Origin of the sequence: Ensifer sp. 4252 (assembly GCF_050434565.1) — a bacterium.
In the GTDB taxonomy this organism is placed as follows: Bacteria; Pseudomonadota; Alphaproteobacteria; order Rhizobiales; family Rhizobiaceae; genus Ensifer.
Genome location: NZ_JBNDIU010000002.1, coordinates 371,364 through 396,274, shown reverse-complemented (window position 1 = coordinate 396,274; position 24,911 = coordinate 371,364). Strand labels below are relative to the sequence as shown.

General features: G+C 60.0%; 23 protein-coding genes. 13 read left to right on the top strand and 10 right to left on the bottom strand.

The features are described 5' to 3' along the window. Window positions 1–49 precede the first annotated feature (49 nt). Genes dnaQ through ABIE33_RS08710 form a run of 5 tightly spaced genes read right to left on the bottom strand, consistent with a single transcriptional unit; the run spans window position 50 to window position 3,651 of the window. Window positions 50–757 carry a DNA polymerase III subunit epsilon gene (gene dnaQ / locus ABIE33_RS08730; RefSeq protein WP_429123911.1) on the bottom strand — a complete coding sequence of 236 codons (708 nt, stop codon included), beginning with the start codon at window positions 755–757 and terminating at the stop codon, window positions 50–52. Continuing rightward, window positions 750–1,349 (bottom strand): dephospho-CoA kinase, encoded by a 600-nt coding sequence (gene coaE, locus ABIE33_RS08725; protein WP_429123909.1) that lies wholly within the window; start codon window positions 1,347–1,349, stop codon window positions 750–752. The genes dnaQ and coaE overlap by 8 nt, the downstream gene beginning before the upstream one ends. Beyond that, a complete protein-coding gene (locus tag ABIE33_RS08720; protein ID WP_429123907.1) occupies window positions 1,346–2,206 on the bottom strand; it encodes a shikimate dehydrogenase in 861 nt (286 codons plus the stop codon). The genes coaE and ABIE33_RS08720 overlap by 4 nt, the downstream gene beginning before the upstream one ends. Next, window positions 2,199–2,798, bottom strand: a complete 600-nt coding sequence (locus ABIE33_RS08715; protein WP_429123905.1) for a Maf-like protein — start codon at window positions 2,796–2,798, stop codon at window positions 2,199–2,201. The genes ABIE33_RS08720 and ABIE33_RS08715 overlap by 8 nt, the downstream gene beginning before the upstream one ends. A gap of 31 nt (window positions 2,799–2,829) precedes the next feature. Further along, window positions 2,830–3,651 carry a pyruvate, water dikinase regulatory protein gene (locus tag ABIE33_RS08710; protein ID WP_025425303.1) on the bottom strand — a complete coding sequence of 274 codons (822 nt, stop codon included), beginning with the start codon at window positions 3,649–3,651 and terminating at the stop codon, window positions 2,830–2,832. On the opposite strand from ABIE33_RS08710, the gene ABIE33_RS08705 reads away from it, so the two are divergent. From ABIE33_RS08705 to ABIE33_RS08665, 9 genes are all read left to right on the top strand, one after another. After that, on the top strand, window positions 3,619–3,990 hold the full coding sequence (locus ABIE33_RS08705) for a hypothetical protein (protein WP_429123902.1): 372 nt from the start codon (window positions 3,619–3,621) through the stop codon (window positions 3,988–3,990). The genes ABIE33_RS08710 and ABIE33_RS08705 overlap by 33 nt on opposite strands. Window positions 3,991–4,057: 67 nt before the next feature. Beyond that, window positions 4,058–5,089, top strand: a complete 1,032-nt coding sequence (gene hemE / locus ABIE33_RS08700; RefSeq protein WP_429123900.1) for a uroporphyrinogen decarboxylase — start codon at window positions 4,058–4,060, stop codon at window positions 5,087–5,089. Next, complete coding sequence (gene hemJ, locus ABIE33_RS08695; RefSeq protein ID WP_429124058.1) at window positions 5,086–5,628, top strand: protoporphyrinogen oxidase HemJ; 543 nt, start codon at window positions 5,086–5,088, stop codon at window positions 5,626–5,628. Before hemE ends, hemJ begins: the two co-directional genes overlap by 4 nt. A 191-nt stretch (window positions 5,629–5,819) precedes the next feature. Then, window positions 5,820–7,085, top strand: a complete 1,266-nt coding sequence (gene rho / locus ABIE33_RS08690) for a transcription termination factor Rho (protein WP_429123898.1) — start codon at window positions 5,820–5,822, stop codon at window positions 7,083–7,085. A gap of 395 nt (window positions 7,086–7,480) precedes the next feature. Beyond that, window positions 7,481–8,806: a tRNA uridine-5-carboxymethylaminomethyl(34) synthesis GTPase MnmE gene (gene mnmE / locus ABIE33_RS08685; protein WP_429123896.1), complete on the top strand. Its 1,326-nt coding sequence runs from the start codon at window positions 7,481–7,483 to the stop codon at window positions 8,804–8,806. A gap of 95 nt (window positions 8,807–8,901) precedes the next feature. Next, entirely contained in the window at window positions 8,902–10,785 is a 1,884-nt protein-coding gene (gene mnmG, locus ABIE33_RS08680) for a tRNA uridine-5-carboxymethylaminomethyl(34) synthesis enzyme MnmG (protein ID WP_429123894.1), read from the top strand. Further along, entirely contained in the window at window positions 10,782–11,423 is a 642-nt protein-coding gene (gene rsmG, locus ABIE33_RS08675) for a 16S rRNA (guanine(527)-N(7))-methyltransferase RsmG (RefSeq protein WP_429123892.1), read from the top strand. The genes mnmG and rsmG overlap by 4 nt, the downstream gene beginning before the upstream one ends. Before the next feature lie 15 nt (window positions 11,424–11,438). Then, the gene (locus ABIE33_RS08670) at window positions 11,439–12,233 is read left to right on the top strand and encodes a ParA family protein (protein WP_429123890.1); all 795 of its coding nucleotides are present in this window, start codon (window positions 11,439–11,441) and stop codon (window positions 12,231–12,233) included. A gap of 33 nt (window positions 12,234–12,266) precedes the next feature. Continuing rightward, entirely contained in the window at window positions 12,267–13,154 is an 888-nt protein-coding gene (locus ABIE33_RS08665; RefSeq protein ID WP_429123888.1) for a ParB/RepB/Spo0J family partition protein, read from the top strand. 62 nt (window positions 13,155–13,216) lie between these two features. On the opposite strand, the gene holA is transcribed toward ABIE33_RS08665, so the two are convergent. The 3 genes from holA to leuS are packed head-to-tail and all read right to left on the bottom strand — an operon-like array spanning window position 13,217 to window position 17,404. Continuing rightward, entirely contained in the window at window positions 13,217–14,251 is a 1,035-nt protein-coding gene (gene holA, locus ABIE33_RS08660; protein ID WP_429123886.1) for a DNA polymerase III subunit delta, read from the bottom strand. Window positions 14,252–14,262: 11 nt separating this feature from the next. Next, window positions 14,263–14,787 (bottom strand): hypothetical protein, encoded by a 525-nt coding sequence (locus ABIE33_RS08655; RefSeq protein WP_429123884.1) that lies wholly within the window; start codon window positions 14,785–14,787, stop codon window positions 14,263–14,265. Continuing rightward, window positions 14,774–17,404, bottom strand: coding sequence for a leucine--tRNA ligase (gene leuS / locus ABIE33_RS08650; RefSeq protein ID WP_429123882.1), 2,631 nt, complete (start codon window positions 17,402–17,404; stop codon window positions 14,774–14,776). The genes ABIE33_RS08655 and leuS overlap by 14 nt, the downstream gene beginning before the upstream one ends. Window positions 17,405–17,628: 224 nt before the next feature. Between leuS and ABIE33_RS08645 the strand changes: the two genes are divergently transcribed. Next, a complete protein-coding gene (locus ABIE33_RS08645) occupies window positions 17,629–18,288 on the top strand; it encodes a YggS family pyridoxal phosphate-dependent enzyme (protein ID WP_429123880.1) in 660 nt (219 codons plus the stop codon). Between the two features lie 113 nt (window positions 18,289–18,401). Continuing rightward, window positions 18,402–20,309, top strand: coding sequence for a propionyl-CoA synthetase (locus ABIE33_RS08640; protein WP_429123878.1), 1,908 nt, complete (start codon window positions 18,402–18,404; stop codon window positions 20,307–20,309). 107 nt (window positions 20,310–20,416) lie between these two features. Here ABIE33_RS08640 and ABIE33_RS08635 read toward each other — a convergent pair whose 3' ends face one another. Next, entirely contained in the window at window positions 20,417–21,295 is an 879-nt protein-coding gene (locus tag ABIE33_RS08635) for a LysR substrate-binding domain-containing protein (RefSeq protein ID WP_429123876.1), read from the bottom strand. Window positions 21,296–21,434: 139 nt separating this feature from the next. On the opposite strand from ABIE33_RS08635, the gene ABIE33_RS08630 reads away from it, so the two are divergent. Next, window positions 21,435–21,821, top strand: a complete 387-nt coding sequence (locus ABIE33_RS08630; RefSeq protein WP_429123874.1) for an ectoine synthase — start codon at window positions 21,435–21,437, stop codon at window positions 21,819–21,821. Between the two features lie 64 nt (window positions 21,822–21,885). Here the strand turns inward: ABIE33_RS08630 and ABIE33_RS08625 are convergent, their stop codons facing one another. Then, window positions 21,886–22,587, bottom strand: coding sequence for a DUF1013 domain-containing protein (locus ABIE33_RS08625; protein ID WP_025425287.1), 702 nt, complete (start codon window positions 22,585–22,587; stop codon window positions 21,886–21,888). Window positions 22,588–22,813: 226 nt separating this feature from the next. Between ABIE33_RS08625 and acs the strand changes: the two genes are divergently transcribed. Further along, window positions 22,814–24,763 carry an acetate--CoA ligase gene (gene acs / locus ABIE33_RS08620; RefSeq protein WP_429123872.1) on the top strand — a complete coding sequence of 650 codons (1,950 nt, stop codon included), beginning with the start codon at window positions 22,814–22,816 and terminating at the stop codon, window positions 24,761–24,763. Window positions 24,764–24,911 lie beyond the last annotated feature (148 nt).

Here is a 24,911-nt window from a genome sequence, read left to right as displayed (position 1 = left end):
GTCAGTCTGGATCGAACTTGAGAAAAAGCCCGGCTTGACCGGGCTTTTTTCATTCCTGCAGATCGTATTTTGCCCAGATTGCCTTGGTCCCCAGCTTGGCGACCAGCGCGGCATGAGCCTCCTCATCCGCTTCCGACAATCGGTTCGGCAAAGGCCTTGGGCGCTGCGCGATAGCAATCGGCGCATCGTCGTGTTCGACGGTTTGTCCCGCGACCTTGTTGCTCGACACCAGACCAAGTGCCGCCTGACGACCGCCGAGCATCTCGATATAGACTTCGGCGAGAAGCTCGGAGTCGAGCAGCGCGCCGTGCTTGGCGCGATGGGAATTGTCGATGCCATAACGACGGCAGAGCGCATCGAGCGAGTTCGGGCCCATCGGGTGCTTGCGGCGGGCAAGCGCGAGCGTATCCGTCACCCGTTCGCCGGCAATGACCGGCAGCCCGATGCGACCGAATTCCGCATTGATGAAGCCCATGTCGAAGGTGGCATTGTGCGCCACCCAGCGGGCATCGCCGAAGAAGTCGAGGATCTGCTGGGCCACATCGGCAAAAGGCGGCTTGTCCTTCAGGGACTCGTCGGTGATGCCGTGAATGGCAAGCGCATCCGGATGAACCTTGCGATTGCCGGGATTGATGAAGATGTGCAGCGTACGGCCGGTCGGAAACTGGTTTTCCAGCTCGACGCCGCCGATTTCGATCACCCTGTCCTCGCGATTGTCGAGGCCGGTCGTTTCCGTATCGAAAATGATCTCACGCATCGGGAGCTCCATTCTTGGCGAGATCGTCGACGATCGCCCTCACCTGTTGGCGTGTGTTATCGAAGCTGTTGCTGGTATCGACGATGTAATCGGCGCGTTCGCGCTTCTGGCTGTCCGGCACCTGACGCGCCAGGATCATAGCAAATTTCTCTTCGGTCATACCGGGGCGTTTCATCGCCCGCTCTCTTTGAATGTCGGGCGCGCAGCTAACGACGACCACTTTATCGACCCGCGCCTCGGCACCCGTCTCGAACAACAGCGGAATATCGAGCACGACGAAAGGCACGTTGGCCGCAGCATTCTCGTCGAGGAACTCGCGCTCTTTCTGGCGAACGAGCGGATGCACGATGCTCTCGAGTTCGCGCAGCCTTTCCGGCATTGCCAACAACTGGCGGGACAGTTCGGCCCGATCGATCGCCCCCTGCCTGACCGTTCCCGGAAAGGCGGCTTCGACCGGTGCTACGGCTTCGCCGCGATAAAGCGTATGCACCACTTCATCGGCGTCGTTGACCGGCACCCCGAACTCGCGGAACATCTGCGCCGTCGTTGACTTGCCCATGGCGATCGATCCGGTGAGGCCGACGATCATCATGCGCGCGCGCCCATGTCATCGATGACGAGTTGGCGAAGCGTGGCGTCGACGACGGGCCGGCGGCCGAACCAGAGCTCGAAACCGGGCGCGGCCTGATGCAGCAGCATGCCAAGTCCATCGACGGTGGCGTAGCCCTGCTCTTCCGCCTGGCGAAGCAAAGGCGTCTTCAACGGGACGTAGACGATATCAGTCACCACGGCCTCCCTGGCCATGACGGTGAAATCGATCTGCGGTGCATCCTGTCCATCCATGCCGAGAGACGTGGTGTTGATGAAGAGGCCGGCGCCCGTCATCACCTCGCCCAATGCCTCCATCGGATGCGCATGCACGGCCGACCCGAAACGGTCGGACAGTTCCTGTGCCCTTACCACCGTGCGGTTGACGACATGGATCGTCTTGATGCCCCGATCGCGCACGGCCTGGATCACGGCGCGGCTGGCACCGCCGGCGCCGAGCACGACCGCGGTCGAACATTGATCCCAGCCGGCTGCCCGCTCATCAAGGTTGGCGACGAACCCTTGGCCATCGGTGTTGGTGGCGTGGACTTCGCCGGCTTCTATCCAAAGCGTATTGGCAGCGCCGACTTCCAGACAGAGATCGTCAGGTCGATCTGCGAGCCGATGGGCAACTTCCTTGTGCGGGATGGTGACGTTGCCGCCGCAAAAACCGGCCGTGCCTTGCTTCAGCTCTGCAATAAAGGCGGAAAAGTCCTCCGGCCTCACCTCGTGTGCGCGGTAGCTGCCCTCTATCCCAAGCTGTTTCAGCCAATAGCCATGGATCAGCGGCGACCTCGAATGCTTGATCGGATAGCCGGTGACGAAGGCGTGGTTAACAAATGTTTCACGTGAATCACGCATCGATCGTTCCCAATTCCCGAAGTTTTGCGAGCAGCGGCAGCATCGGAAGACCGAGGATGGTGAAGTAATCACCCTCGATCTTTTCGAACAGCTGTATCCCCTCACCCTCCAGCTGGTAGGCGCCGACACTGGACAAGGCCTTGCCGCCGACACGCTGCAGATGGCGATCGACAAATTCCGGCGTCAGCGTACGGACCGACATATGTGCGGAAGAGAGGTGACGCCAGAGGATCTCTTCGCCGCGCACGAGAACGATCGCGCTGTTCAGACGATGGGTCTTGCCGGAGAGCGACAGGAGATGTTGTCCGGCTTCCGCCATATCCTTCGGCTTGTGATAGACGCGCTGGCCCAGAGACATGGTCTGGTCGGAGCCGATCACCAACGCCTGCGGAAAATGCTTGGCGACATTTCTCGCCTTGGCTTCGGCCAGCCGCACTGCGACCTCTTCAGGAGCTGCACCTTCTTCCTCCAGTGGTTTTTCAAGCGCGCGCTCGTCGAGCTCGGCGGCGCGTGCCGTAAACTCCAGGCCGGCATTTTCCAGAAGCGCACGCCGGAACGGGCTTGCTGAAGCCAGGACGAGTGAAGGTGTCATCATCGAAGTTCCCGAATTGTTCGGATTCGCTCTAGCGCAGCCGCGGACGCAGGGCAACAATTGCGGCGGCGGTTTCCTCGATCGAGCGGCGGGTGACATCGATGAGCGGCCAGTTGTTGCGCGCACAAAGTGCGCGGGCATATTTCAGCTCCTCGGCGATCGCCGCCCGATCCGTATATTGATCACCGTGAAAGCCTTGCGTGGTGCCAAGCACCCGATGCTGACGGACCTGGGAAATCCGGTCGGCGGTCGCAATCAGGCCGACGACCAGTGGCTTGGTTGCCGCCATCAGCCGATCGGGAAGCGGCACGCCCGGGACGATCGGAATGTTGGCTGTCTTGATGCCGCGGTTGGCGAGATAGATGGATGTCGGCGTCTTCGATGTCCGGCTGATGCCGATCAGCACCACGTCGGCGTCATCGAAATCGGCCGGAAGCTGGCCGTCGTCATGGTCCATGGTGAAATTCAAAGCGTCGATGCGCGCGAAATAATCAGCGTCCATCACATGCTGCGCGCCGGAACGGCGTCGCGACGGCGAGCCGAGATAGGACTGGAACAGTTCAATGATTGGATCGAGAACGGAGACGCACGGCACGCCCATCTCGCGGCAGCGCTGGTCGATGATATCAGCCAGTTCGCGATCGACGATCGTATAGAGCACGATGCCGGGCGCTCCATCGATGGCATCGAGAACCTGCAGCAGCTGCCGGCGATTCCTGATCAGCGGATAGACATGCTCGAGCGCATGCGACGCCTGGAACTGCGCCGCTGCCGCCCGCCCCGCAGCGATCAACGTCTCCCCCGTCGAATCGGAGATCAGATGCAGGTGGAAGTAGTTTTTCTTGTTCTCCACGCAATTCTCCGGGTGCTGTTGATAAACCGGGATAAAAACGGCCGACGGCGCCACGCCAGCTCGGGCGACGGGAAAACCGCCGACTTATTCACAATTTGCCCAACGCAGAAGAAAGCTTCGCAGAGCATGTGGACAAGACTCATGGCAATGACAAAGTGTCACGTGTTTCAGTTCGTTGTCCACAGATATGCGCTGTTTTTCAAGCGCGGCAATCGCCTGATTCCCATCGGCTTTTTGGACTTATCCACGAAATGCGGTGGTGAGCGCCGCGCTCGCTCCCAGCTGGTTGGATTCGATCCGGCGGCCGTGGATGACATGTGGCCATCTTTTAATCCTTGATACCCACCGACTCTAAGAAATAGAAAGAGTCTAAATACCTTTGTTTATTTATTGGGAGAGACCATCCGTGGCCGAGACACGAAGGAAAGTTCTGGAGGTTTTGGACGGGAAGACGGTCAGTCCTCCTCCCGTCTGGCTCATGCGCCAGGCCGGCCGGTACCTTCCGGAATATCGAGCAACGCGTGCGGTGGCCGGAAGCTTCCTCGATCTCTGTTACACGCCCGATCTTGCCGTCGAAGTGACACTGCAACCGATCCGTCGCTATGCCTTTGACGCAGCCATCCTGTTTTCGGACATCCTCGTCATCCCGGACGCGCTGAAGCGCAACGTTCGCTTCGAGGAAGGCCATGGGCCGAGAATGGATCCGATCGACGTCGACGGCATCAATGCTTTGAAGGCGGACGGTATCTCCAGTCACCTGAAACCGGTCTTCGAAACGGTGTCGCGTTTGCGTGCGGAACTCCCGACGGAAACGACGCTGCTCGGCTTTTGTGGTGCGCCCTGGACCGTCGCGACCTATATGATCGCCGGTCACGGAACACCGGATCAGGCCCCTGCCCGGCTGTTCGCCTATAGAAACCCGGAAGCCTTCGAACGGCTTTTGACGTTTCTGGCGGATGTGTCGGCCGACTATCTGGTCGAGCAGATCGATGCCGGCGCTGACGCGGTCCAGATTTTCGACTCCTGGGCTGGCGTTCTCGGCGAAGAGGAATTCGAACGATTTGCGGTCAAGCCGGTCGCCCGAATGATCGCTTCGGTGCGGGCGCGCCGTCCGCAGGCCAAGATCATTGCCTTTGCCAAGGGCGCAGGGCTTCTCCTGAAGCATTACCGCCGGAAAACGGGTGCGGATGCCATCGGGCTCGATTGGACGGTCCCACTGTCCTTTGCTGTCGATTTGCAGAAGGACGGACCGGTGCAGGGCAATCTCGATCCGATGCGGGTCGTTTCCGGTGGCGTTGCCCTGGAGCAGGGCATCGATCGTATTCTCGATGCGCTCGGTAACGGGCCGCTGATTTTCAATCTCGGGCACGGGATTACGCCGCAGGCCGATCCGCAGAACGTCTCGGCGTTGGTGTCGCGCGTTCGCGGAGCACGCTGATGGGCGAACGCCAGACGGATAGCGGCCCGGGCAACAGGGCGCGGCTGAGAGCAATGATTGCGCTTGGCGGTTTTGCCGCTTTGCTCATCGGGCTTTTCGTCTGGCAGCCCGAGAGCCTGTATCTCTGGATGAAGGCGCTGCACGTGATTGCGGTGATGTCGTGGATGGCAGCGCTGCTCTACATGCCGCGGTTGTTCATCTACCACACTGACGCCGCACCCGGCTCCGAACAATCCGAAACCTTCAAGATGATGGAACAGCGACTGCTGAAGGTCATCATGAATCCGGCGATGATGATCTCCTGGGTGCTCGGGCTTTACCTCGCCTGGAGCGTCTATGGCTTCCAGGGCGGCTGGCTTCATGCCAAGTTGTTGTTCGTGGTGATGCTGACTGTGGTGCATATGCGCTTCAGCCGGGCGGTTCGGGCGTTCCAGCGGGATGAAAACCGCCGCACCGCACGCTACTGGCGGCTGATGAACGAGGCCCCGACGTTGCTGATGATCCTGATCGTCATCATGGTGGTGGTGAAGCCGTTTTGAATTTCATCGATTGCTAATTGTAATAGTTGTCGCTAATTTTCGTCAGCCCCTTGCGGCGTTTCACGTGAATCGCTATTTTCTGCCATCTCCTCTTCATGGCTTGTGACAAAGACCAGAGCCTGCCCCTCCTGCCGCAGCTCCCTTCAGAAAACACGCCGTCTTTCCATTCCCAGACGAAACATGGATCCTTCATGGCTGAAATGAAGCTACAAGAACTTAAGAACAAGACGCCGACCGATCTTCTGGCCTTTGCCGAAGAGCTCGAGGTGGAAAATGCGAGCACCATGCGCAAGCAGGAGCTGATGTTCGCAATCCTCAAGATGCTCGCCGCCCAGGATATCGAAATCATCGGTGAAGGCGTCGTGGAGGTTCTGCAGGACGGTTTCGGCTTTCTGCGCTCTGCCAATGCCAACTACCTTCCCGGACCGGACGATATCTACATCTCCCCCTCGCAGATCCGCCGCTTCTCGCTGAAGACCGGCGACACAGTCGAGGGACCGATCCGCGGACCGAAGGAAGGCGAACGCTACTTCGCGCTGCTGAAGGTCAACACCATCAATTTCGACGATCCAGAAAAGATCCGTCACAAGGTTCATTTCGACAATCTGACGCCGCTCTATCCGAACGAGCGCTTCAAGATGGAACTCGATATCCCGACGTCGAAGGACCTTTCTGCCCGGGTGATCGATCTGGTCGCCCCGCTTGGCAAGGGCCAGCGCGGTCTCATCGTCGCTCCGCCGCGCACCGGGAAGACGGTTCTCCTGCAGAACATTGCCCATTCGATCACCGCAAACCATCCGGAATGTTACCTGATCGTTCTCCTGATCGACGAACGGCCGGAAGAAGTCACCGACATGCAGCGCTCGGTGAAGGGCGAAGTGGTTTCCTCGACCTTCGACGAGCCGGCGACGCGTCACGTTCAGGTCGCCGAAATGGTGATCGAAAAGGCAAAGCGCCTGGTTGAGCATGGCCGCGACGTCGTTATCCTGCTCGACAGCATCACCCGTCTCGGTCGCGCCTACAACACCGTTGTTCCTTCATCCGGCAAGGTTCTGACCGGTGGTGTCGACGCCAACGCCCTGCAGCGCCCGAAGCGCTTCTTCGGTGCCGCCCGCAACATCGAAGAAGGCGGTTCGCTGACCATTATCGCCACGGCGCTGATCGATACCGGCAGCCGCATGGACGAAGTCATCTTCGAAGAGTTCAAGGGCACCGGCAACTCGGAAATCGTGCTCGACCGCAAGGTCGCCGACAAGCGCATCTTCCCGGCGATGGACATTCTCAAGTCCGGCACGCGTAAGGAAGACCTGCTTGTTCCACGTCAGGATCTGCAGAAGATCTTCGTCCTTCGTCGGATTCTGGCCCCGATGGGAACCACCGATGCGATCGAGTTCCTGATCGACAAGCTAAAGCAGACGAAGAACAACGGCGACTTCTTCGACTCGATGAACACTTGATGCGGCCGAATGCCGTTATCGCAATTAAGACCGGGCGAGTTATCTTGCCCGGTCTTATGCTTTTTATCTATGAATTCGTTAGCCGGATTCAACAAACACAGACCTCCTTACGGCCTTTCGATTCGCTATCGCAATGAATTATAGCCCACCGCTCAGAGCCACCTCTCTCAGCTCGATGATTCACGTGAAACACAAGCGGCGATCCCGAGGCTTGATCTTTCCCTGACTATTCGGCATAAGCTCCCAATCGCTCGACACCTCCGTGCTCGCTGGGAACGCCGACGGCCGCGTTTCATCCGGCTATCGCCGTGAGGGTTCGGCTAACCCGCCTGGGCCTATTTCAGAGGCGCAGGCGTGCTTAGAGCGGACGCTCTCATTGGATCTCAGGTAAAACGATGCCATCGGTGGATACGATATATGCGCTTTCCAGCGGGGGGTTGCCGGCAGGTGTGGCGGTGATCCGCATCAGTGGACCGGAAACGACTGCGGTTCTTGAGTCTTTGTGCGGCGCAGTCCCGGAGCCGCGACTTGCATCATTGCGACCGATTCGCTCCCGCAACGGTTTAAAGATCGACAGTGGCTTAATCCTCTATTTCCGCGGCCCTGCCTCGTTTACCGGGGAAGATTGCGCCGAGTTGCAGGTGCACGGCGGCCGTGCTGTTGTTCAAACGCTGTTGCAAGAGTTGTCTGGCTTTGCGGGGCTGCGCCACGCTGAGGCCGGCGAGTTTTCACGGCGAGCTTTTCAGAACGGCAAGATGGATCTTGTCGAGGTCGAGGGCTTGTCGGATCTGATCGTTGCGGAAACCGAGATGCAGCGCCGTTTGGCGCTTGAGCATTCCGCTGGCGGCCAGTCGAAGGTCTACGATGATTGGGCCAGGCGTCTGACCCATGCGCGTGCGATGATCGAGGCGGAGCTTGATTTCGCCGACGAGGAGGATGTGCCGGGCTCGGTCAGCGATCGGATCTGGAAAGACATGGAGCTGCTACGTCATGAGATCGACGTCCATATTGCCCAGGCGCCGATCGGCGAGATCATTCGGGACGGTCTGAAGATCGTCATTGCCGGCGAACCCAACGCTGGCAAATCCAGCTTGCTCAATGCACTGGCAAAACGTGATATCGCGATCGTGACCGAGATAGCTGGTACGACGCGTGATGTGCTTTCCGTCGACCTTTCATTAGCCGGATTCTCCGTCAAGCTGTTCGATACGGCTGGCCTGCGTGAGACCGACGAGACGGTGGAACGCGAAGGTATTCGTCGCGCTCGCGACGTGATTGCCAGTGCCGATCTCGTCCTACTTCTTTCGGAGAACGAGGCGGGCTTTAACACCTTGGACGATCTTGGTTTGGCGGATGTGCCGGTCTTAAGGGTCGCAACCAAGACAGACGAAAAAGACAGCGGTAGCAATGATCTTGCGGACGTATCGATTTCGACGAGGACCGGTGTGGGAATGGACCGACTCTTGAACGCGATATCGAGCTATCTACCTGATTTATCTGGTGTTACGGCCCTGTCTATCCCCTCCAGGCGCAGGCATGTGGATGCTTTGCGCCAAGCGAGTGCCGCCCTTGCGGAGAGTTTGAGCCTCGTTCACCAGGGTCTGGATGTACGCGCCGAGCAGCTTCGCATCGCAGGCGATTCCATCGGTCGCATCACCGGTCGTGTGGATGTTGAAAATCTGCTTGATGTGATATTTTCCGAATTCTGTATCGGTAAATGATGTTCGACTAAAACAATACAACGCTGGCGAGTCATGCGAAGTGTTTCACGTGAAACGATTCGAAGCCGGAATGCGTTTGACCGGAGATGATAAAGATGGTTCGTTTTGACGTTATCGTCATTGGTGGAGGTCATGCCGGCTGCGAGGCCGCCGCGGCCTCGGCGCGCCTCGGTGCGCGAACCGCTCTGATCACTCACAAGGCGTCGACAATCGGCGTTATGTCCTGCAACCCGGCGATCGGCGGTCTTGGCAAGGGGCACCTCGTCCGCGAAATTGATGCGCTTGATGGCTTGATGGGTCGCGTCGCCGACGCGGCGGGCATTCAGTTTCGCCTGCTCAATCGGCGCAAGGGACCAGCCGTCCGCGGTCCGCGCACCCAGGCCGATCGCCGGCTCTACCGCGAGGCCATGCAGCGCGAGATTGGCGCCATAGAAGGCCTGACTGTGATCGAAGGTGATGCTTTCGATCTTATCGAGCAGGACAACAAGATTGCGGGCGTGGTGATGAAGGATGGCCGATCCTTTGGTTCGGCGGCGGTGGTGCTGACGACCGGGACCTTTTTGAAAGGGCTGATCCATATCGGCGACCAGAAGATACCGGCTGGCCGTGTCGGCGAAGAACCGTCCCTTGGTCTCTCCGCCACCTTGGCGCGCTATGGCCTTCGTCTGGGGCGGTTGAAGACCGGGACGCCGGCGCGCTTGGATGGCAAGTCGATTGATTGGGATCTGGTTGGGCGCCAGGGGCCGGACGAAGATCCGGTGCCGTTCTCGTTCATGACGGACCGGATCGTCAACCGACAGATCGACTGCGGCGTGACGCGGACCACTGAAGCCACGCACAAGATCATTGTCGACAACATCGGCAAGTCGGCGATGTATTCCGGTCAGATCGAGGGTGTCGGCCCGCGCTATTGTCCATCGATCGAAGACAAGATCGTTCGCTTTGGCGAGCGTGACGGCCATCAGATTTTTCTCGAACCGGAAGGTTTGGACGACGATACCGTCTATCCGAATGGCATCTCGACATCCTTGCCAGCCGACGTCCAGGACGCGTTTATCAGAACCATCCCTGGCCTCGAGAACGTCTCCATCCTGCAGCCGGGTTATGCGATCGAATACGACCACGTCGATCCGCGCGAGTTGGACGTGACGCTGGCGGTCTGCAAGATGCCGGGATTCTTCCTGGCCGGCCAGATCAATGGCACTACGGGTTATGAAGAGGCCGGGGCGCAAGGCCTCGTCGCTGGCCTGAATGCGGCGAAGGCTGCGACAGCATGCGAAGCGGTCGTCTTTAGCCGCACTGACTCCTACATTGGCGTGATGGTCGACGATCTGACCTCGCGGGGCATTACCGAGCCCTATCGCATGTTTACGTCACGCGCCGAATATCGATTGTCTCTTCGCGCCGACAATGCGGACATGCGCCTTACGCCAAAAGCGATCGAGATCGGCTGCGTGTCTGAAGCGCGCCAGGCGCGCTTTGTGGAATGGAAGGCGCAGTTTGACAGTGGCCGGGCACTGCTCAAGCAACTGTCGGTGACGCCGTCGGAAGGCAACCGACACGGCCTCAAGCTGAACCAGGATGGCCAACGGCGGACGGCATTTGAGCTCCTGTCCTATCCGGAACAGACTGTCAGCGCACTGACGCCGCTGTGGCCCGAGTTGAAGAACATCCCGCTGGCGGTGGTGGAAGCACTCGAAATCGATGCAGCCTATGCTGTCTATATGGATCGTCAGGCTTCCGACATTGCTGGCATCCGCCGCGAAGAAGATTTGGTGATCCCGGTCGATTTTGACTTTTCGGCACTGGCTGGTCTATCGAATGAATTGAAGCAGAAGCTGACGCTGCAGGCGCCGCGGAATCTGGCGCAGGCGTTGAAGGTCGATGGGATGACGCCGGCCGCGGCCTCGTTGATCCTGGCTTGGTTGAAACGAATGAACCGTTCCTCAGAACGGGAAGAAAAGGTAACTGCGCAATGAAAACGAGTCCTTTCGCTGGCTTGAACGGACTGCGTGTTTCACGTGAAACGAATGAACGGCTTGAGCACTTCGCTACGCTGTTTCAGAAATGGGCGAGATCCATCAATCTAATAGCGCCATCGACGCTCGAGGATCTGTGGCGTCGGCATATCGTCGATAGTCTGCAACTTGTTCAACTTGCGCCAGGCCCGAAGACCTGGGTCGATCTGGGCAGCGGTGGTGGATTTCCCGGCGTAATTACCGCCATCTATCTCCAGGAGTTTTCCGACGGCTGGGTCCATCTGATCGAGAGCAACAACAAGAAGGCGGCATTCCTGCGCGTGGCGCTGACGGAAACCGGCGCGCGCGGATCCGTTCATCCGATTCGAATCGAGGACGCCAGCTCCGTCGCGCCGAAATGTGACGCCATTTCCGCCCGCGCTCTGGCGGATCTGAGCCTGTTGCTTGACTACTCGTCGCCTTGGATGACGGCCGAGGGTGGTAAAACGGTCGCCTACTTCCACAAAGGGCGGGATTACCAACGCGAGATCGACAAAGCCGTTGGCCGCTATGAGTTTGATCTGCTAAAACATCCAAGCATCGTCGAGCCAGATTCTGTTGTGCTCGAGATCGCAAATCTTTCGCGAAGAACTCAGTGATTGGCGAGCGGAAACATGTTTGGCGCAAAAAACCGGATCATCACGATAGCAAACCAGAAGGGTGGCGTCGGCAAAACGACGACTGCGATCAATCTGGCAACGGCACTGGCTGCCATTGGCGAGAAAGTTCTGATTGTCGATCTGGACCCGCAGGGTAACGCCAGCACGGGTCTCGGCATTCAGCGCCGCGATCGCCACCTCTCCTCCTACGAACTGATGATCGGGTCGCACTCGATTGGCGAGATCGTTCAGCAGACAGCCGTGCCGAATCTGGCCATCGTGCCGTCGACGATGGATCTGCTTGGCGTCGAGATGGAAATCTCCAGGGAGGTCGACCGCGCCTTTCGTCTGCGCAAGGCCTTGGAGAGCCCCGAGGCGTTGGAATACTCCTACGTTCTCGTCGACTGCCCGCCATCGTTCAACCTGTTGACGATGAACGCCATGGCGGCCGCGCACTCGGTGCTGGTGCCGCTGCAATGCGAATTCTTCGCGTTGGAGGGTTTGAGCCAGTTGCTGGAGACTGTCGATCAGGTTCGCAGAACCGTCAATCCGAGCCTGGACATCCAAGGTATCGTGCTGACGATGTTCGATTCACGCAACAATCTGGCACAGCAGGTGGTGAGCGATGTTCGCACGCATCTTGGGGATAAGGTCTATCACACGCTCATTCCGCGGAATGTGCGAGTATCGGAGGCACCGTCCTATGGTAAGCCGGCGATCCTTTACGATCTGAAATGCGCAGGCAGCCAGGCCTACCTCCAACTCGCATCGGAAGTGATTCAGCGCGAGCGGCAGCGCAAGGCTGCATAATTGTTTCGGTAGCGGTTTAAATCGGGTGACACTATGAACGACGATAGCTCGAAGAGAAGGCTTGGTCGCGGACTGGCTGCTTTGATCGGAGAGATGGACCAGCCGATACAGGCCGGAGCCTCCCCTTCTCCCGTTAACCCGGATCGGCGTGTGCCGATCGAGTTCGTATCACGCAACCCGAGAAACCCGCGCCGACAGTTCGACGAAGGCGAGTTGCAGGACCTTGCCAGCTCCATTCGGCAGCACGGTATTGTCCAGCCGGTCGTTGCCCGTACAATCGGCGCCGAGCGCTATGAGATTATCGCCGGGGAACGGCGCTGGCGCGCAGCGCAGCTCGCCGGTTTTACCGAAATTCCTGTCATCGTCCGCGACGTCGACGATCGGACAGCGCTCGAAATCGCGATCGTCGAGAACGTGCAGCGGTCCGACCTCAACCCGCTCGACGAAGCGCTTGGCTACGAGCAACTGATCGCTGAGCACGGCTACACGCAGAACGATCTCGGCGAGATTATCGGCAAGAGCCGCAGCCATGTAGCCAACAGCCTGCGGCTGCTGAAACTGCCCGAGCCCGTGCGGGACATGTTGTCGGAAGGAAGCCTGTCGGCCGGCCATGCGCGCGCGCTGATCCCGACGTCAGACCCGGCGACCTTGGCCCGTAATATCGTCGCAAAAGGTCTTTCCGTTCGAGACGCTGAACGTCTGGCGCAGAACGACATTCGCGCTCAGAACGACCCGAACTACGCAAAGGCTGCACGTCGCGACGAGAAAGACGCCGATACGCTGGCGCTGGAGCGCACACTGTCCGACAGCCTCGGGCTCGAAGTGACCGTCAGCCATAAGGCGTCAGGCGGGCACCTCAGGATTTCCTACAAGACGCTTGATCAGCTCGAGGAGATCTGCCGCCTGCTTGAGCGCCGTTGAGCGCGCAGCTTCGGCTCTCCCCAGCATTGCCATAGGTTGATTTGAGCCCGCTTTGCGGGCTCTCAGCGTCTGCCTGACTGTACGGCAATCGCCATAAGATTCTGCAGCACCATGCTCTCCTCGAGGCTCTGGCGTGTACGGCTCTGGTAGATCGTGTTCTGCAGCCGTGTCAGTTCGCGGCGGATTGCCGGCGAGGACCAATGTCTGAGGGCGGCTTCGATGATGGGCTTGCGACGAAAATGCAAGTGCCGGCCCATGGTGGCGATGACCTGGCCGGCCTGCTGGCGGCTCGAATCCATTTCGGCGCGCATCAGATCGAGCTGCTGAAACTGCCTGAGGCACCCCTGCAAAACGAGGAAAGCGGGCGTTTTTGACGTGGTTATCTTCTGCATAGCATGCAAAAGGCCGTCAAGATCACCCTTCAATACCGCATCGACGGCATCATCAACGGAAATGGCGCTGGCATCGCCGACGATGTCTGTCACATCCGATTCGTCTACTGTGGTCTTGCCACGGCAGTAAAGCGCCAGCTTGCGCACTTCGTTGCGCGAGGCCAGGCGATCGCCGCCGAGTGCCTCCATCAGCCGCTCGCGCGCCGCGGGAGTAATGCCGAGTTTTTCTTCACCGAGTTCCTTGTCAATCAAGGCCTGCAGGCTGCGGGCGTCGTCGCTGTAGCAGGCGATCGTTGCGATTGATCGTGCGGTCTCGGCCACCTTGCGCAGCGCCGATCCCTTCTTGAGATCACCCGCTTCGACGAGAACATAGCTACCGGTCGGCGGTTCGCCGGCCAAAATCTGCAGAGCATCGACCAGCGCTTTCTCGTTGGCGGCTCCGCGGACCCAGACGAGTTTTTCGCCACCAAAGAGGCCAATGGAGTTGACCTCGTCGAGCAGGCGGCCGGGGCTCTGTTGCAGATCTCCGGCGTCGAGCTTGGTGATGGAAAAGGGGTCGTCAAGCGGAACGCCGCTGCGCAACGCAATCGCCCCTGCCCGCTCCGAGACCAGACCTCGGTCTGGTCCGTAGAGGACAAAGAGGCGATAGAGCGCCGCTGACTTCTGAAGGAAAGAGTCGAATTCGTGCGACTTGACTTCGCTCATTCCATCACCGCCTAGCGGCTGAGCGCCGCGGCGATATCGGCCCGGATCAGCTCTGCCAATTCCTTTGCAGCGCGGTTCTCGCCATCGCGGACGGCGCGGACCTTGGCAAACTCCTGGACAGGAAAGTCGACAAGCGCGACTGCGGTACGGTTGCCCGACTTGATGGTTTCGCCCGTGCTGGTCCTGGACAGGTTATAGTCCGCCTTGACGACGATACGCCCAGCCCCTGCCCGGTCCCGCGCCTGATCATAAAGCACGCCCATAGCGCGGGTCGTGACGTTCAGAGCCAGGTGATACTGCGGGTTTGCCGGTTCTCCCTGGCCGCCGGCGGCAAGGAAGATCAGTGCATTGCGCACTTCCTGCTCGACGCGGTCATCCGCATCGGAGATTTCGATCGACCCGAGCGCTGCCGATGTGCCGACGGCATCGGAATAAAGCGGCCTGACCTGGCAGCCGGCGAGCGCGGTCAACATGAAAACACCAGCCAGCATCGGAAACGACCGGATGCGGGAGCCAGATCTATCAGACAACGACATTGACGATCCTTTGAGGCACGACGATGATTTTCTTGGGGCTGCTGCCGTTGAGAACGGTCTTGACGGCATCGAGAGCGAGGACGGCATTCTCGATTGCAGTCTGATCTGCATCACGCGCGATTGTCAAATCCGCGCGCTTCTTGCCGTTGATCTGGACCGGCAGCGTGACTTCATTCTCGACGACGAGCGCTGCATCAAACTTCGGCCAGCTGCTTTCGGCGATCAGGCCCTTGCCGCCGATTGCCTGCCAGCATTCCTCGGCGAGGTGCGGCATCATCGGGGCGATTAGGTTGATCAGGATCGACGTCGCATCCTTTGCAGCCGCTGCCAGCGCCGCATCGGCTTTGCCGCTAGCAACCTGGGTCAACGGGGCCGCAATCACGTTCACGAGCTCGTAGATGCGCGCCACGGCCTTGTTGAAGGCAAGCTTGTCGTAATCGGCTTCAACCGCGCGCAGCGTCCTGTGGGCCGCCTGCGAAACGGCGAGACCGGCGCCTTCGTGTGCCGGCACCGCTTCGATGGTGCGAAGCGTCTCAGCCGCCTCGCCGATCAGACGCCAGACGCGCTGAACGAAGCGATGCGCGCCTTCGACGCCGGCCTCGGACCAGATGACGTCACGGTCGGGCGGCGAGTCGGACAGAACGAAGAAGCGCGCGGTATCGGCGCCGTAGGAGGCGATGATATCGTCTGGGTCGACGACATTCTTCTTCGACTTCGACATCTTCTCGATCGAACCGATGGTGATGTCTTCGCCAGTTTCGAGCAGAACGGCGCGGCGCTGTCCGTCGACCTCGTCAATGCGGATTTCGGCCGGCGTGATCCATTCGCGCTGGGCACCTTCGCCACGGCTGTAGGTCTCGTGCACGACCATGCCCTGGGTGAACAGGCCCTTGAACGGTTCGTCCAGGGCAACGTGGCCGGTTGCCTTCATCGCGCGGGTAAAGAAGCGCGAATAGAGCAGATGCAGGATCGCGTGCTCGATGCCGCCGATATACTGATCGACCGGCAGCCAGTGGTTTGCCGCTTTCGGATCGGTCGGATTGTCTTCCCAAGGCGCGGTGAAGCGCGTGAAGTACCAGGACGAATCGACGAAGGTGTCCATCGTGTCGGTCTCGCGACGCGCGTCCTTGCCGCAATGCGGGCAGGACACGTGCCGCCAGGTCGGATGGCGATCGAGCGGGTTGCCCGGCTTGTCGAAGGTGACGTCCGGCGGCAGGATGACCGGCAGGTCGGCCTTGGGAACCGGAATGACGCCGCAGTCATCGCAATGGATGACCGGAATCGGGCAGCCCCAGTAGCGCTGGCGAGAAATACCCCAGTCGCGCAGGCGGAAATTGACCTTGCGTTCGGCTCGCGGCGAGCCGGCCAGAAAGTCTTTTTCCAGTTTCGACGCCACGGCTTCGAAGGCGTCTTCCGTCGACATGCCGTCGAGGAAGCGTGAATTGATCATCACACCGTCGCCGATATAGGCCTCGTCGCCGATCGCGAAGCTTTCGGCATCGCCATCCCGCGGCATGACCACCGGAACGACCGGCAGGTTATACTTACGGGCGAAGTCGAGGTCGCGCTGGTCACCGGACGGGCAACCGAAGATCGCGCCCGTGCCGTAGTCCATAAGCACGAAGTTGGCGACATAAACCGGCAGCTCCAAGCTTTCGTCGAGCGGATGCTTGACGCGGATACCGGTGTCCATGCCCTTCTTTTCAGCGGTCTCGAGCGCTGCGAGCGAGGTTCCGGCGCGCCGGCACTCCTCGCAGAAGGCCTCGATTGCCGGATCCTTTGCCGCCGCCTGTCTGGCAAGCGGGTGATCGGCAGAGATCGCCAGGAAGGACGCGCCGAACAGCGTGTCCGGACGGGTGGTGTAGACGGTCACTTCCGTGGTGTCGGCGTCAGCGGTGCCTTCGACGATCTGCCAGCGAATGGACAGGCCTTCGGAGCGGCCGATCCAGTTCTTCTGCATCAGGCGCACTTTTTCCGGCCACTGGTCCAGCGTGTCCAGGGCGTCCAGCAGTTCCTGGCTGAAGTCGGTGATGCGGAAGAACCACTGCGTCAGCTCGCGCTGCTCGACCAGCGCGCCTGAGCGCCAGCCGCGGCCATCGATGACCTGCTCGTTGGCGAGAACGGTATTGTCGACCGGGTCCCAGTTGACCTTGGACTGCTTGCGGTAGACCAGGCCCTTCTCGAGAAAATCGATGAACAGGTGCTGCTGGCGCTGGTAGTATTCAGGGTCGCAGGTCGCGAATTCGCGGTTCCAGTCGAGCGACAGCCCCATGACCTTCAGCTGCGCCTTCATTGAGGCGATGTTCTGATAGGTCCAGCTGGCCGGATGCACGCCGCGCTCCATGGCGGCGTTTTCCGCCGGCATGCCGAAGGCATCCCAACCCATGGGGTGAAGCACGTTGAAGCCGCGGGCACGCTTGTAGCGGGCGACGACGTCGCCCATCGTGTAGTTGCGCACGTGGCCCATGTGGATGCGCCCGGACGGATAGGGGAACATCTCGAGCACGTAATATTTTTCGCGCGGATCATCGTTCTCGGTCTGGAAGACCTGGCCGTTTTCCCATTCCTGCTGCCAACGCGGCTCGGCATCACGCGGATTATATCGTTCGGTAGACATGTCTTTTAGGTGTTCCGGAGGTTCTGTGGGGCAAGGGAGCGCCCTCATGATAGTTGGGGTGACCTTCATCATGAAACCGCTTGATGGTCAAGTTTTCGAAGGGTTTGGCGCGACACTTTGGCGGATTTGGGCCGGCTTGCGCTGCGATGGCCTTGGCAAGGCGCGCAAGTTTGCCTAATCCGCTAGTCATCGTCCGGAAGGTCGTTATCTCGGAGAAAATGTCCATGGAAGTTCAAGAGCGGTTGCACGATGTCGTGAGCCGGATTCACGCGGCGGAAAAGGCATCAAAGCGCCCGAAGAATGCCGTCGGCCTCGTCGCTGTTTCCAAGACATTCGACGCTGACGCGATCCGTCCGGTGATCGAGGCCGGCCAGCGCGTGTTCGGCGAGAACCGCGTGCAGGAAGCACAGGGCAAATGGCCGCTGCTGAAGGGCGAAACTTCGGATCTGGTACTGCACCTGATCGGGCCGTTGCAGTCCAACAAGGCGGCCGAAGCGGTCGCACTGTTCGACGTCATAGAAACCGTCGATCGCGAGAAGATCGCCCGGGCGATCGCGGCGGAAATGAAGCGCCAGGACAGGAAGCTTCGGCTGTACGTGCAGGTCAATACCGGGCTGGAACCGCAAAAGGCCGGCATCGCGCCGGCCGAAACCGTCACCTTCGTGACGTTCTGCCGTGAAGAGCTGGGTATGGCCATCGAAGGGCTGATGTGCATTCCGCCCGTCGACGAAAACCCTGGTCCGCATTTTGCGCTGCTGGCGAAGCTTGGCCGCGAATGCAAGCTCGACAGGCTGTCGATGGGCATGTCCGGGGATTTCGAAACGGCGGTGCAGTTCGGCGCCACCAGCGTGCGCGTCGGTTCGGCGATTTTCGGATCGCGCTGAGGGTGAAAACGTCGCATTACGCTTTCGTCGGGGTTCACCTTCGTTCTCATTAGCCTATCCTTGTGCAGGAGGAGGCCGGGCATTGCCCGGCATGCATTGGGAGGAGAACGGATATGGCGAGCCGCTATTCCGAAGTGTACGGCGCGTGGAAGACGGATCCCGAGCGGTTCTGGTCTGACGCTGCAGAGGCGATCGACTGGTTCGAGAGGCCGGAGCGAGCCTTCGAGGCTGAAGGGGGCATCTACGGCCACTGGTTTCCCGGCGGGCTGACCAACAGCTGCTACAATTGCCTGGACCGGCATGTCGAGGCCGGCCGTGGCGCGCAGATCGCTTTCATCTACGACAGCCCGGTTACCTCCCGCATCGAGCGCATCTCCTACGGAGCGTTGCTCGACGACGTCAAGGCACTGGCCGCGATCTACCGCAAGCTAGGCGTCGACAAGGGCGATCGCATCATCATCTATATGCCGATGATCCCGCAGGCCGCGGTGGCGATGCTTGCCGCCACCCGCATCGGCGCCGTGCACTCGGTGGTGTTTGGCGGCTTCGCCGCCAACGAACTTGCCGTTCGCATCGATGATTGCCAAGCCAAGCTCATCGTGTCCGCCAGTTGCGGCATCGAGCCCGCTCGCACGGTCGCCTACAAGCCGCTGCTCGATGCGGCGCTGATGATCGCCGAACACAAACCGGCGCATTGCCTCGTCTATCAGCGCGACATGCTGCTGGCGGATATGACGCCGGTACGCGATATCGACTATGCCTCAGCGCTTGCGGCGGCAAAGGATGCGGGCGACGAGGCCGGTTGCACGCCGGTGGCGTCCACCGATCCGCTTTACGTTCTCTATACCTCCGGCACCACCGGCCAACCGAAGGGCGTGGTGCGCGACAATGGCGGCCATATGGTTGCGCTGAAATGGTCGATGCAGAATTTCTTCGGCGTTCAGCCGGGTGAAGTCTTCTGGGCGGCGTCCGACATCGGCTGGGTCGTCGGGCATTCGTTCATCGTCTATGGCCCGCTTCTGAACGGCAATACTTCGATCCTGTTCGAAGGCAAGCCCGTCGGCACGCCGGATCCCGGCACCTACTGGCGCATCCTTGCGGAACACGGTGTGGCCGTCATGTTCACCGCCCCGACGGCGCTGCGCGCCATCCGCAAGGAAGATCCCGATGCATCGCTGGTGGCGAACCATGATCTTTCTCGGTTTCGCGCGTTGTTTCTGGCCGGCGAACGGGCCGATCCCGACACGATCCGCTGGGCCGAAAGGGCGCTCGGTGTGCCAATCATCGACCATTGGTGGCAGACGGAAACGGGATGGCCGGTTGCGGGCAATCCGCTCGGGCTCGGGCTGCTTCCCGTCAAATACGGATCGCCCGCCGTGCCGTTACCCGGCTACGATGTCCAAATTCTCGACGATGCCGGCCATCCGGTCGAAGCGGGCACATTGGGCAATGTCGTGGTCAAATTGCCTTTGCCTCCTGGGTGTCTGCCAACACTCTGGAATGCCGATCACCGTTTCCGCGCGGCCTATCTCGAAGAGTTCCCCGGCTACTACAAGACGGCCGATGCGGGCTACCTCGACGATGACGGCTACGTCTTCATCATGGCGCGCACCGACGACATCATCAATGTCGCCGGTCACCGATTGTCGACGGGTGCCATGGAGGAAGTGTGCGCCAGCCATCCGGATGTGGCGGAATGTGCCGTAATCGGTATTGCCGACGAGCTGAAAGGGCAGATCCCCGCCGGATTTCTGGTCATCAACTCCAATGTTTCCCGTGAAACATCCGAGATCGAGCGGGAGGTGATTAGCCTCGTGCGTGATCGCATCGGGCCGGTTGCCGCCTTCCGCATGGCGATGTGCGTCAAGCGCCTGCCGAAAACCCGATCCGGCAAGATCCTGCGTGCGACGATCCAGAAGATTGCCGATCGCCAGCCGTGGAAAATGCCGGCGACCATTGACGATCCGGCGATCCTCGATGAAATCACGGCGGTGCTTCACGCGAAGGGCATTGGCATCTGATCGTCCTTAGAGCGTTTCCGGTCAGACGGAGTCGCAGAAACGCTCTATCTTTTTGTTTTTACGCATTTCCTGACGGAAGACCGCTTCGCACTTTTCCTGGAAATGCTCTAAGGTGCATCCGGTCGAACGACGGAACTGAACCACGCGCTGAAGGCTGCCACCGGCTTGGTGCGCGTGCTTTTGGTGATGAGAAAGTAGCTTTCGTCTTCAAGCGTGGCGATCTGTGAGAGAACGACGAGATCACCGCGGTCGATCTCCCGGCGGAAGACCTCGACCGGGCAGAGCGCCACGCCATGGCCGGCGATCACCGCCGTCGCCAGCAGGTTGAAATCCTGGAAGACCGGACCGCGCAGCGGCGGTCGAACTATGGGCAGGCCAGCTGTCGCAAACCACTCTTGCCAACGCACCGTCGTTTCATCATGAAGCAGGTCCGCGGTGGCGATCGCCTGTGGTGTGTCGAGCCCGCCCTTGCGCTCGATGTAGCGAGGGCTGGCGACCGGACGGTTTGCGCGAGAGAACAGCCGGTCGCACTGCGCCCCGACGGACAGGTCCGCACCGAGCGTAATGAGCACATCGCAACCCGTCTCCCGCAGCCGCTGCTCGGCCATAGCGTAGAGCACCTTTACCTCGATATCCGGATGCTGTTCGAGGAAATCCTTGAGCGCCGGTATCAGCCAGCGCGTGGCAATCGACGGGATGCAAGCGACGGTGATCGACGATTTGGCGTTGGCGCGAAGCATCTCAGTCTCGATCGCGATGCGGGCAAAACAGGACGTCAAGGCGTCGGCCAGCCGCGCGGCGTCAGGAAGGAGACTGACGCCGCGTTTTTCCCGCAGGAACAATGGCCGCCCGAACCATTCTTCGAGCAGCCTTATCTGGTGGCTGACTGCGGCGTGCGTGACATGCAGCTCGTCCGCGGCACGGGAAAAGCTGGCCAGCCGGGCGGCGACCTCGAATGCGCGAAGCATGCCGAGTGGCGGAAGCATCTGCAAATTCTCCTCAACTAACCCTTGAGAAAATCGTCGTTTGTCTACAGAGAAGTCCTGCAGGATAAGGATTTCGGCCTGACCAAAAACGCCCTGCGTTTATCGTCATGTAAGGATTTCTCATAGGAGGATATAGCAGATGTTCGTGCGCAGCCTGCAGGATATCGAGACCACGGATCATTTCGTCGAATGGGGTAGCGGCACCAGTCATCGCCTGCTGACGGAGAAGGATGGCATGGGCTTTACCGTCTGTCACACCGTCGTTCGCGCCAATACGGTCTCATTGCTGGAATACCGCAACCATCTTGAGGCCTGCTACTGCATCGCCGGCCAGGGTGAGGTGGAAGATATGCAGGGCAACGTCTTTCCCATTCGTCAGGGCGACATCTATGTGCTCGACAAGCACGACAAGCATTTTCTGCGGGGCGGAAAGGACGAGGATCTGATCCTGGTCAGCGTTTTCAATCCGCCGCTCAAGGGGACCGAGCGGCATAATCTCAGGGATCAATCCGGGTCGGCTTACTGAAGCTGGCAAACAAAAAAGCCCGGATCGAGCGATCCGGGCTTTTCGTCATGTCATGACAAGTCGATCAATATTGATCGTCTTCATCCTCGTCCTTGCGATCCGACTTCAGCGACTTGAGCTTGGCGAAGACGGCATCCGCATCGATTTCCTTCTCTTCTTCGCGCTCGTAGCTGAAGTTGAGCTTTTCGGTTTCCTGCGCGGCTTCCAGCGTCGCGCCGAGCTCGGCGGCTGTCGGCAGCGGGCGGCCCTTGGCGGCGCGTTCGACCTCGAGGTCGAGATCGATCTGCGAGCACAGGCCAAGCGTTACCGGATCCATCGGCGTCAGGTTTGTCGAGTTCCAGTGGGTGCGCTCACGGATCTGCTCGATCGTCGACTTTGTGGTGCCGACGAGGCGGGAAATCTGTGCGTCCTTTAGCTCGGGATGGTTGCGAACCAGCCAGAGAATGGCGTTCGGGCGATCCTGGCGTTTGGAGACCGGGGTGTAGCGCGGGCCCTTACGCTTGCTATCGGGAACGCGGACTTTCGGCTCCGAAAGCTTGAGCTTGTGGTTCGGATTTGCCTCGGCGCGGGCGATCTCGTCGCGCGACAGCTGTCCGGTTGCGATTGGATCTAGACCCTTGATGCCCTGTGCCGATTCACCGTCTGCGATCGCCTTCACTTCGAGCGGATGCAGCTTGCAAAACGTTGCAATCTGTTCGAACGACAATGCCGTATTGTCGACGAGCCAGACGGCTGTTGCCTTGGGCATAAGCAGTTGCTGAGCCATGGATATAGTCCTTTTGTCCGCCGCGCCGGTGTCGCGGGCCGTGGAGTCTACCACTGATTTCCGGGAATTGAGCGCCTCTATAGCGTCGTTGTCTCAAAATTGCAATTCTCCAGTTCCAAATGTCCTTTTGTCTAATTGCGGCGCGGCTTTGACCTGCTATGTATCGCAGCCGAGGCGGGGTGATCCGGGTTGGGAACCCCAGACAGGAATGCGCAGGGAGGAAAAAATGTCCGCCAAGATCTATCCGGTGTTGAAGTCCGCCAGGAGCCGGACGCTGCTCGATAACGCGACCTATCTGAAGTGGTATGAGGAAAGTGTCTCGGACCCGGCCAAGTTCTGGGGCAAACACGGCAAACGGATCGACTGGTTCAAGCCCTATACCAAGGTCAAGAACACCTCTTTCAAGGGCAAAGTCTCGATCAAATGGTACGAGGACGGCCTTACCAACGTCTCCTACAACTGCATCGACCGCCACCTGAAGACGCACGGCGAAAAGACGGCGATCATCTGGGAAGGCGACAACCCCTATATCGACAAGAAGATCACCTACAACCAGCTCTACGAGCAGGTTTGTCGGCTTGCCAACGTGCTGAAGAAGCATGGCGTCAAGAAGGGTGACCGCGTCACCATCTACATGCCGATGATCCCGGAAGCATCCTATGCGATGCTTGCCTGCGCCCGCATCGGCGCCATTCATTCGGTAGTCTTCGGTGGCTTCTCCCCGGACGCGCTTGCCGGCCGCATCGTCGACTGCGAGAGCACCTTCGTCATCACCTGTGACGAGGGCGTGCGCGGCGGCAAGCCGGTGCCGCTCAAGGAAAACACCGATACCGCCATCGATATCGCCGCCAAGCAGCATGTGATCGTCAACAAGGTGCTGGTCGTGCGCCGCACCGGCGGCAAGACCGCCTGGGCGCCGGGTCGCGACCTCTGGTACCACCAGGAAATCGCCACGGTGAAGCCGCATTGCGAGCCGGCGAAGATGAAGGCGGAAGACCCGCTGTTCATCCTCTACACCTCGGGTTCGACCGGCAAGCCGAAGGGCGTGCTGCACACCACCGGCGGCTACCTCGTCTACGCCTCGATGACCCACGAATACGTGTTCGACTATCGCGACGGCGATATCTACTGGTGCACGGCGGATGTCGGCTGGGTGACGGGCCATTCCTACATCGTCTACGGACCGCTCGCCAACGCCGCGACCACGGTGATGTTTGAGGGCGTTCCGAACTTCCCCGATGCCGGCCGCTTCTGGGAAGTGATCGACAAGCACAAGGTCAACGTCTTCTACACGGCGCCGACGGCAATCCGCTCGCTGATGGGCGCTGGCGACGATTTCGTCAAGCGTGCCTCGCGCTCGTCGCTCCGCCTGCTCGGTTCGGTCGGCGAGCCGATCAATCCCGAAGCCTGGGAATGGTACTACAACGTCGTTGGCGATCAGAAATCGCCGATCGTCGACACCTGGTGGCAGACCGAAACCGGCGGCATCCTGATCACGCCGCTGCCGGGCGCGACCGATCTCAAGCCAGGCTCGGCAACGCGGCCGTTCTTCGGCGTCCAGCCGCAGCTGGTCGACAATGAAGGCAACGTGCTCGAAGGGCCGGCCGACGGCAACCTCTGCATCATAGACAGCTGGCCGGGCCAGATGCGTACGATCTATGGCGATCACGCGCGCTTCGGCCAGACCTACTTCGCCACTTACAAGGGCAAGTATTTTACCGGTGACGGCTGCCGCCGCGACGAGGACGGGTACTACTGGATTACCGGCCGCGTCGACGATGTGCTCAACGTCTCCGGGCACCGGCTGGGCACGGCCGAAGTCGAATCGGCGCTTGTCTCGCACCATCTGGTGTCCGAGGCAGCCGTCGTCGGCTATCCGCACCCGATCAAGGGACAGGGCATCTATTGCTACGTCTCGCTGATGGCGGGCGAAGTCGGCAATGACGATCTGCGTCAGGCGCTGGTAAAGCACGTCCGCTCCGAAATCGGGCCGATCGCGACGCCAGACAAGATCCAGTTTGCCCCGGGCCTGCCGAAGACCCGCTCGGGCAAGATCATGCGCCGCATCCTGCGCAAGATCGCTGAAGACGATTTCGGTGCGCTTGGTGACACCTCAACGCTTGCCGATCCGGCTGTTGTGGAAGACCTGATCACCAACCGGCAGAACAAGGCCTAATCAGCAGGCACACAGTAAAGAAGGGCGGCTTCGAGCCGCCCTTCTTTGTATGATGCTTCTTTGTATGATGCTTCGTACCGCGGTGGTGAACCGTAGACGATGCGATCGTCGACGGGCGTTTGTGAGCCGGATTCCGATTGAGGGTAAG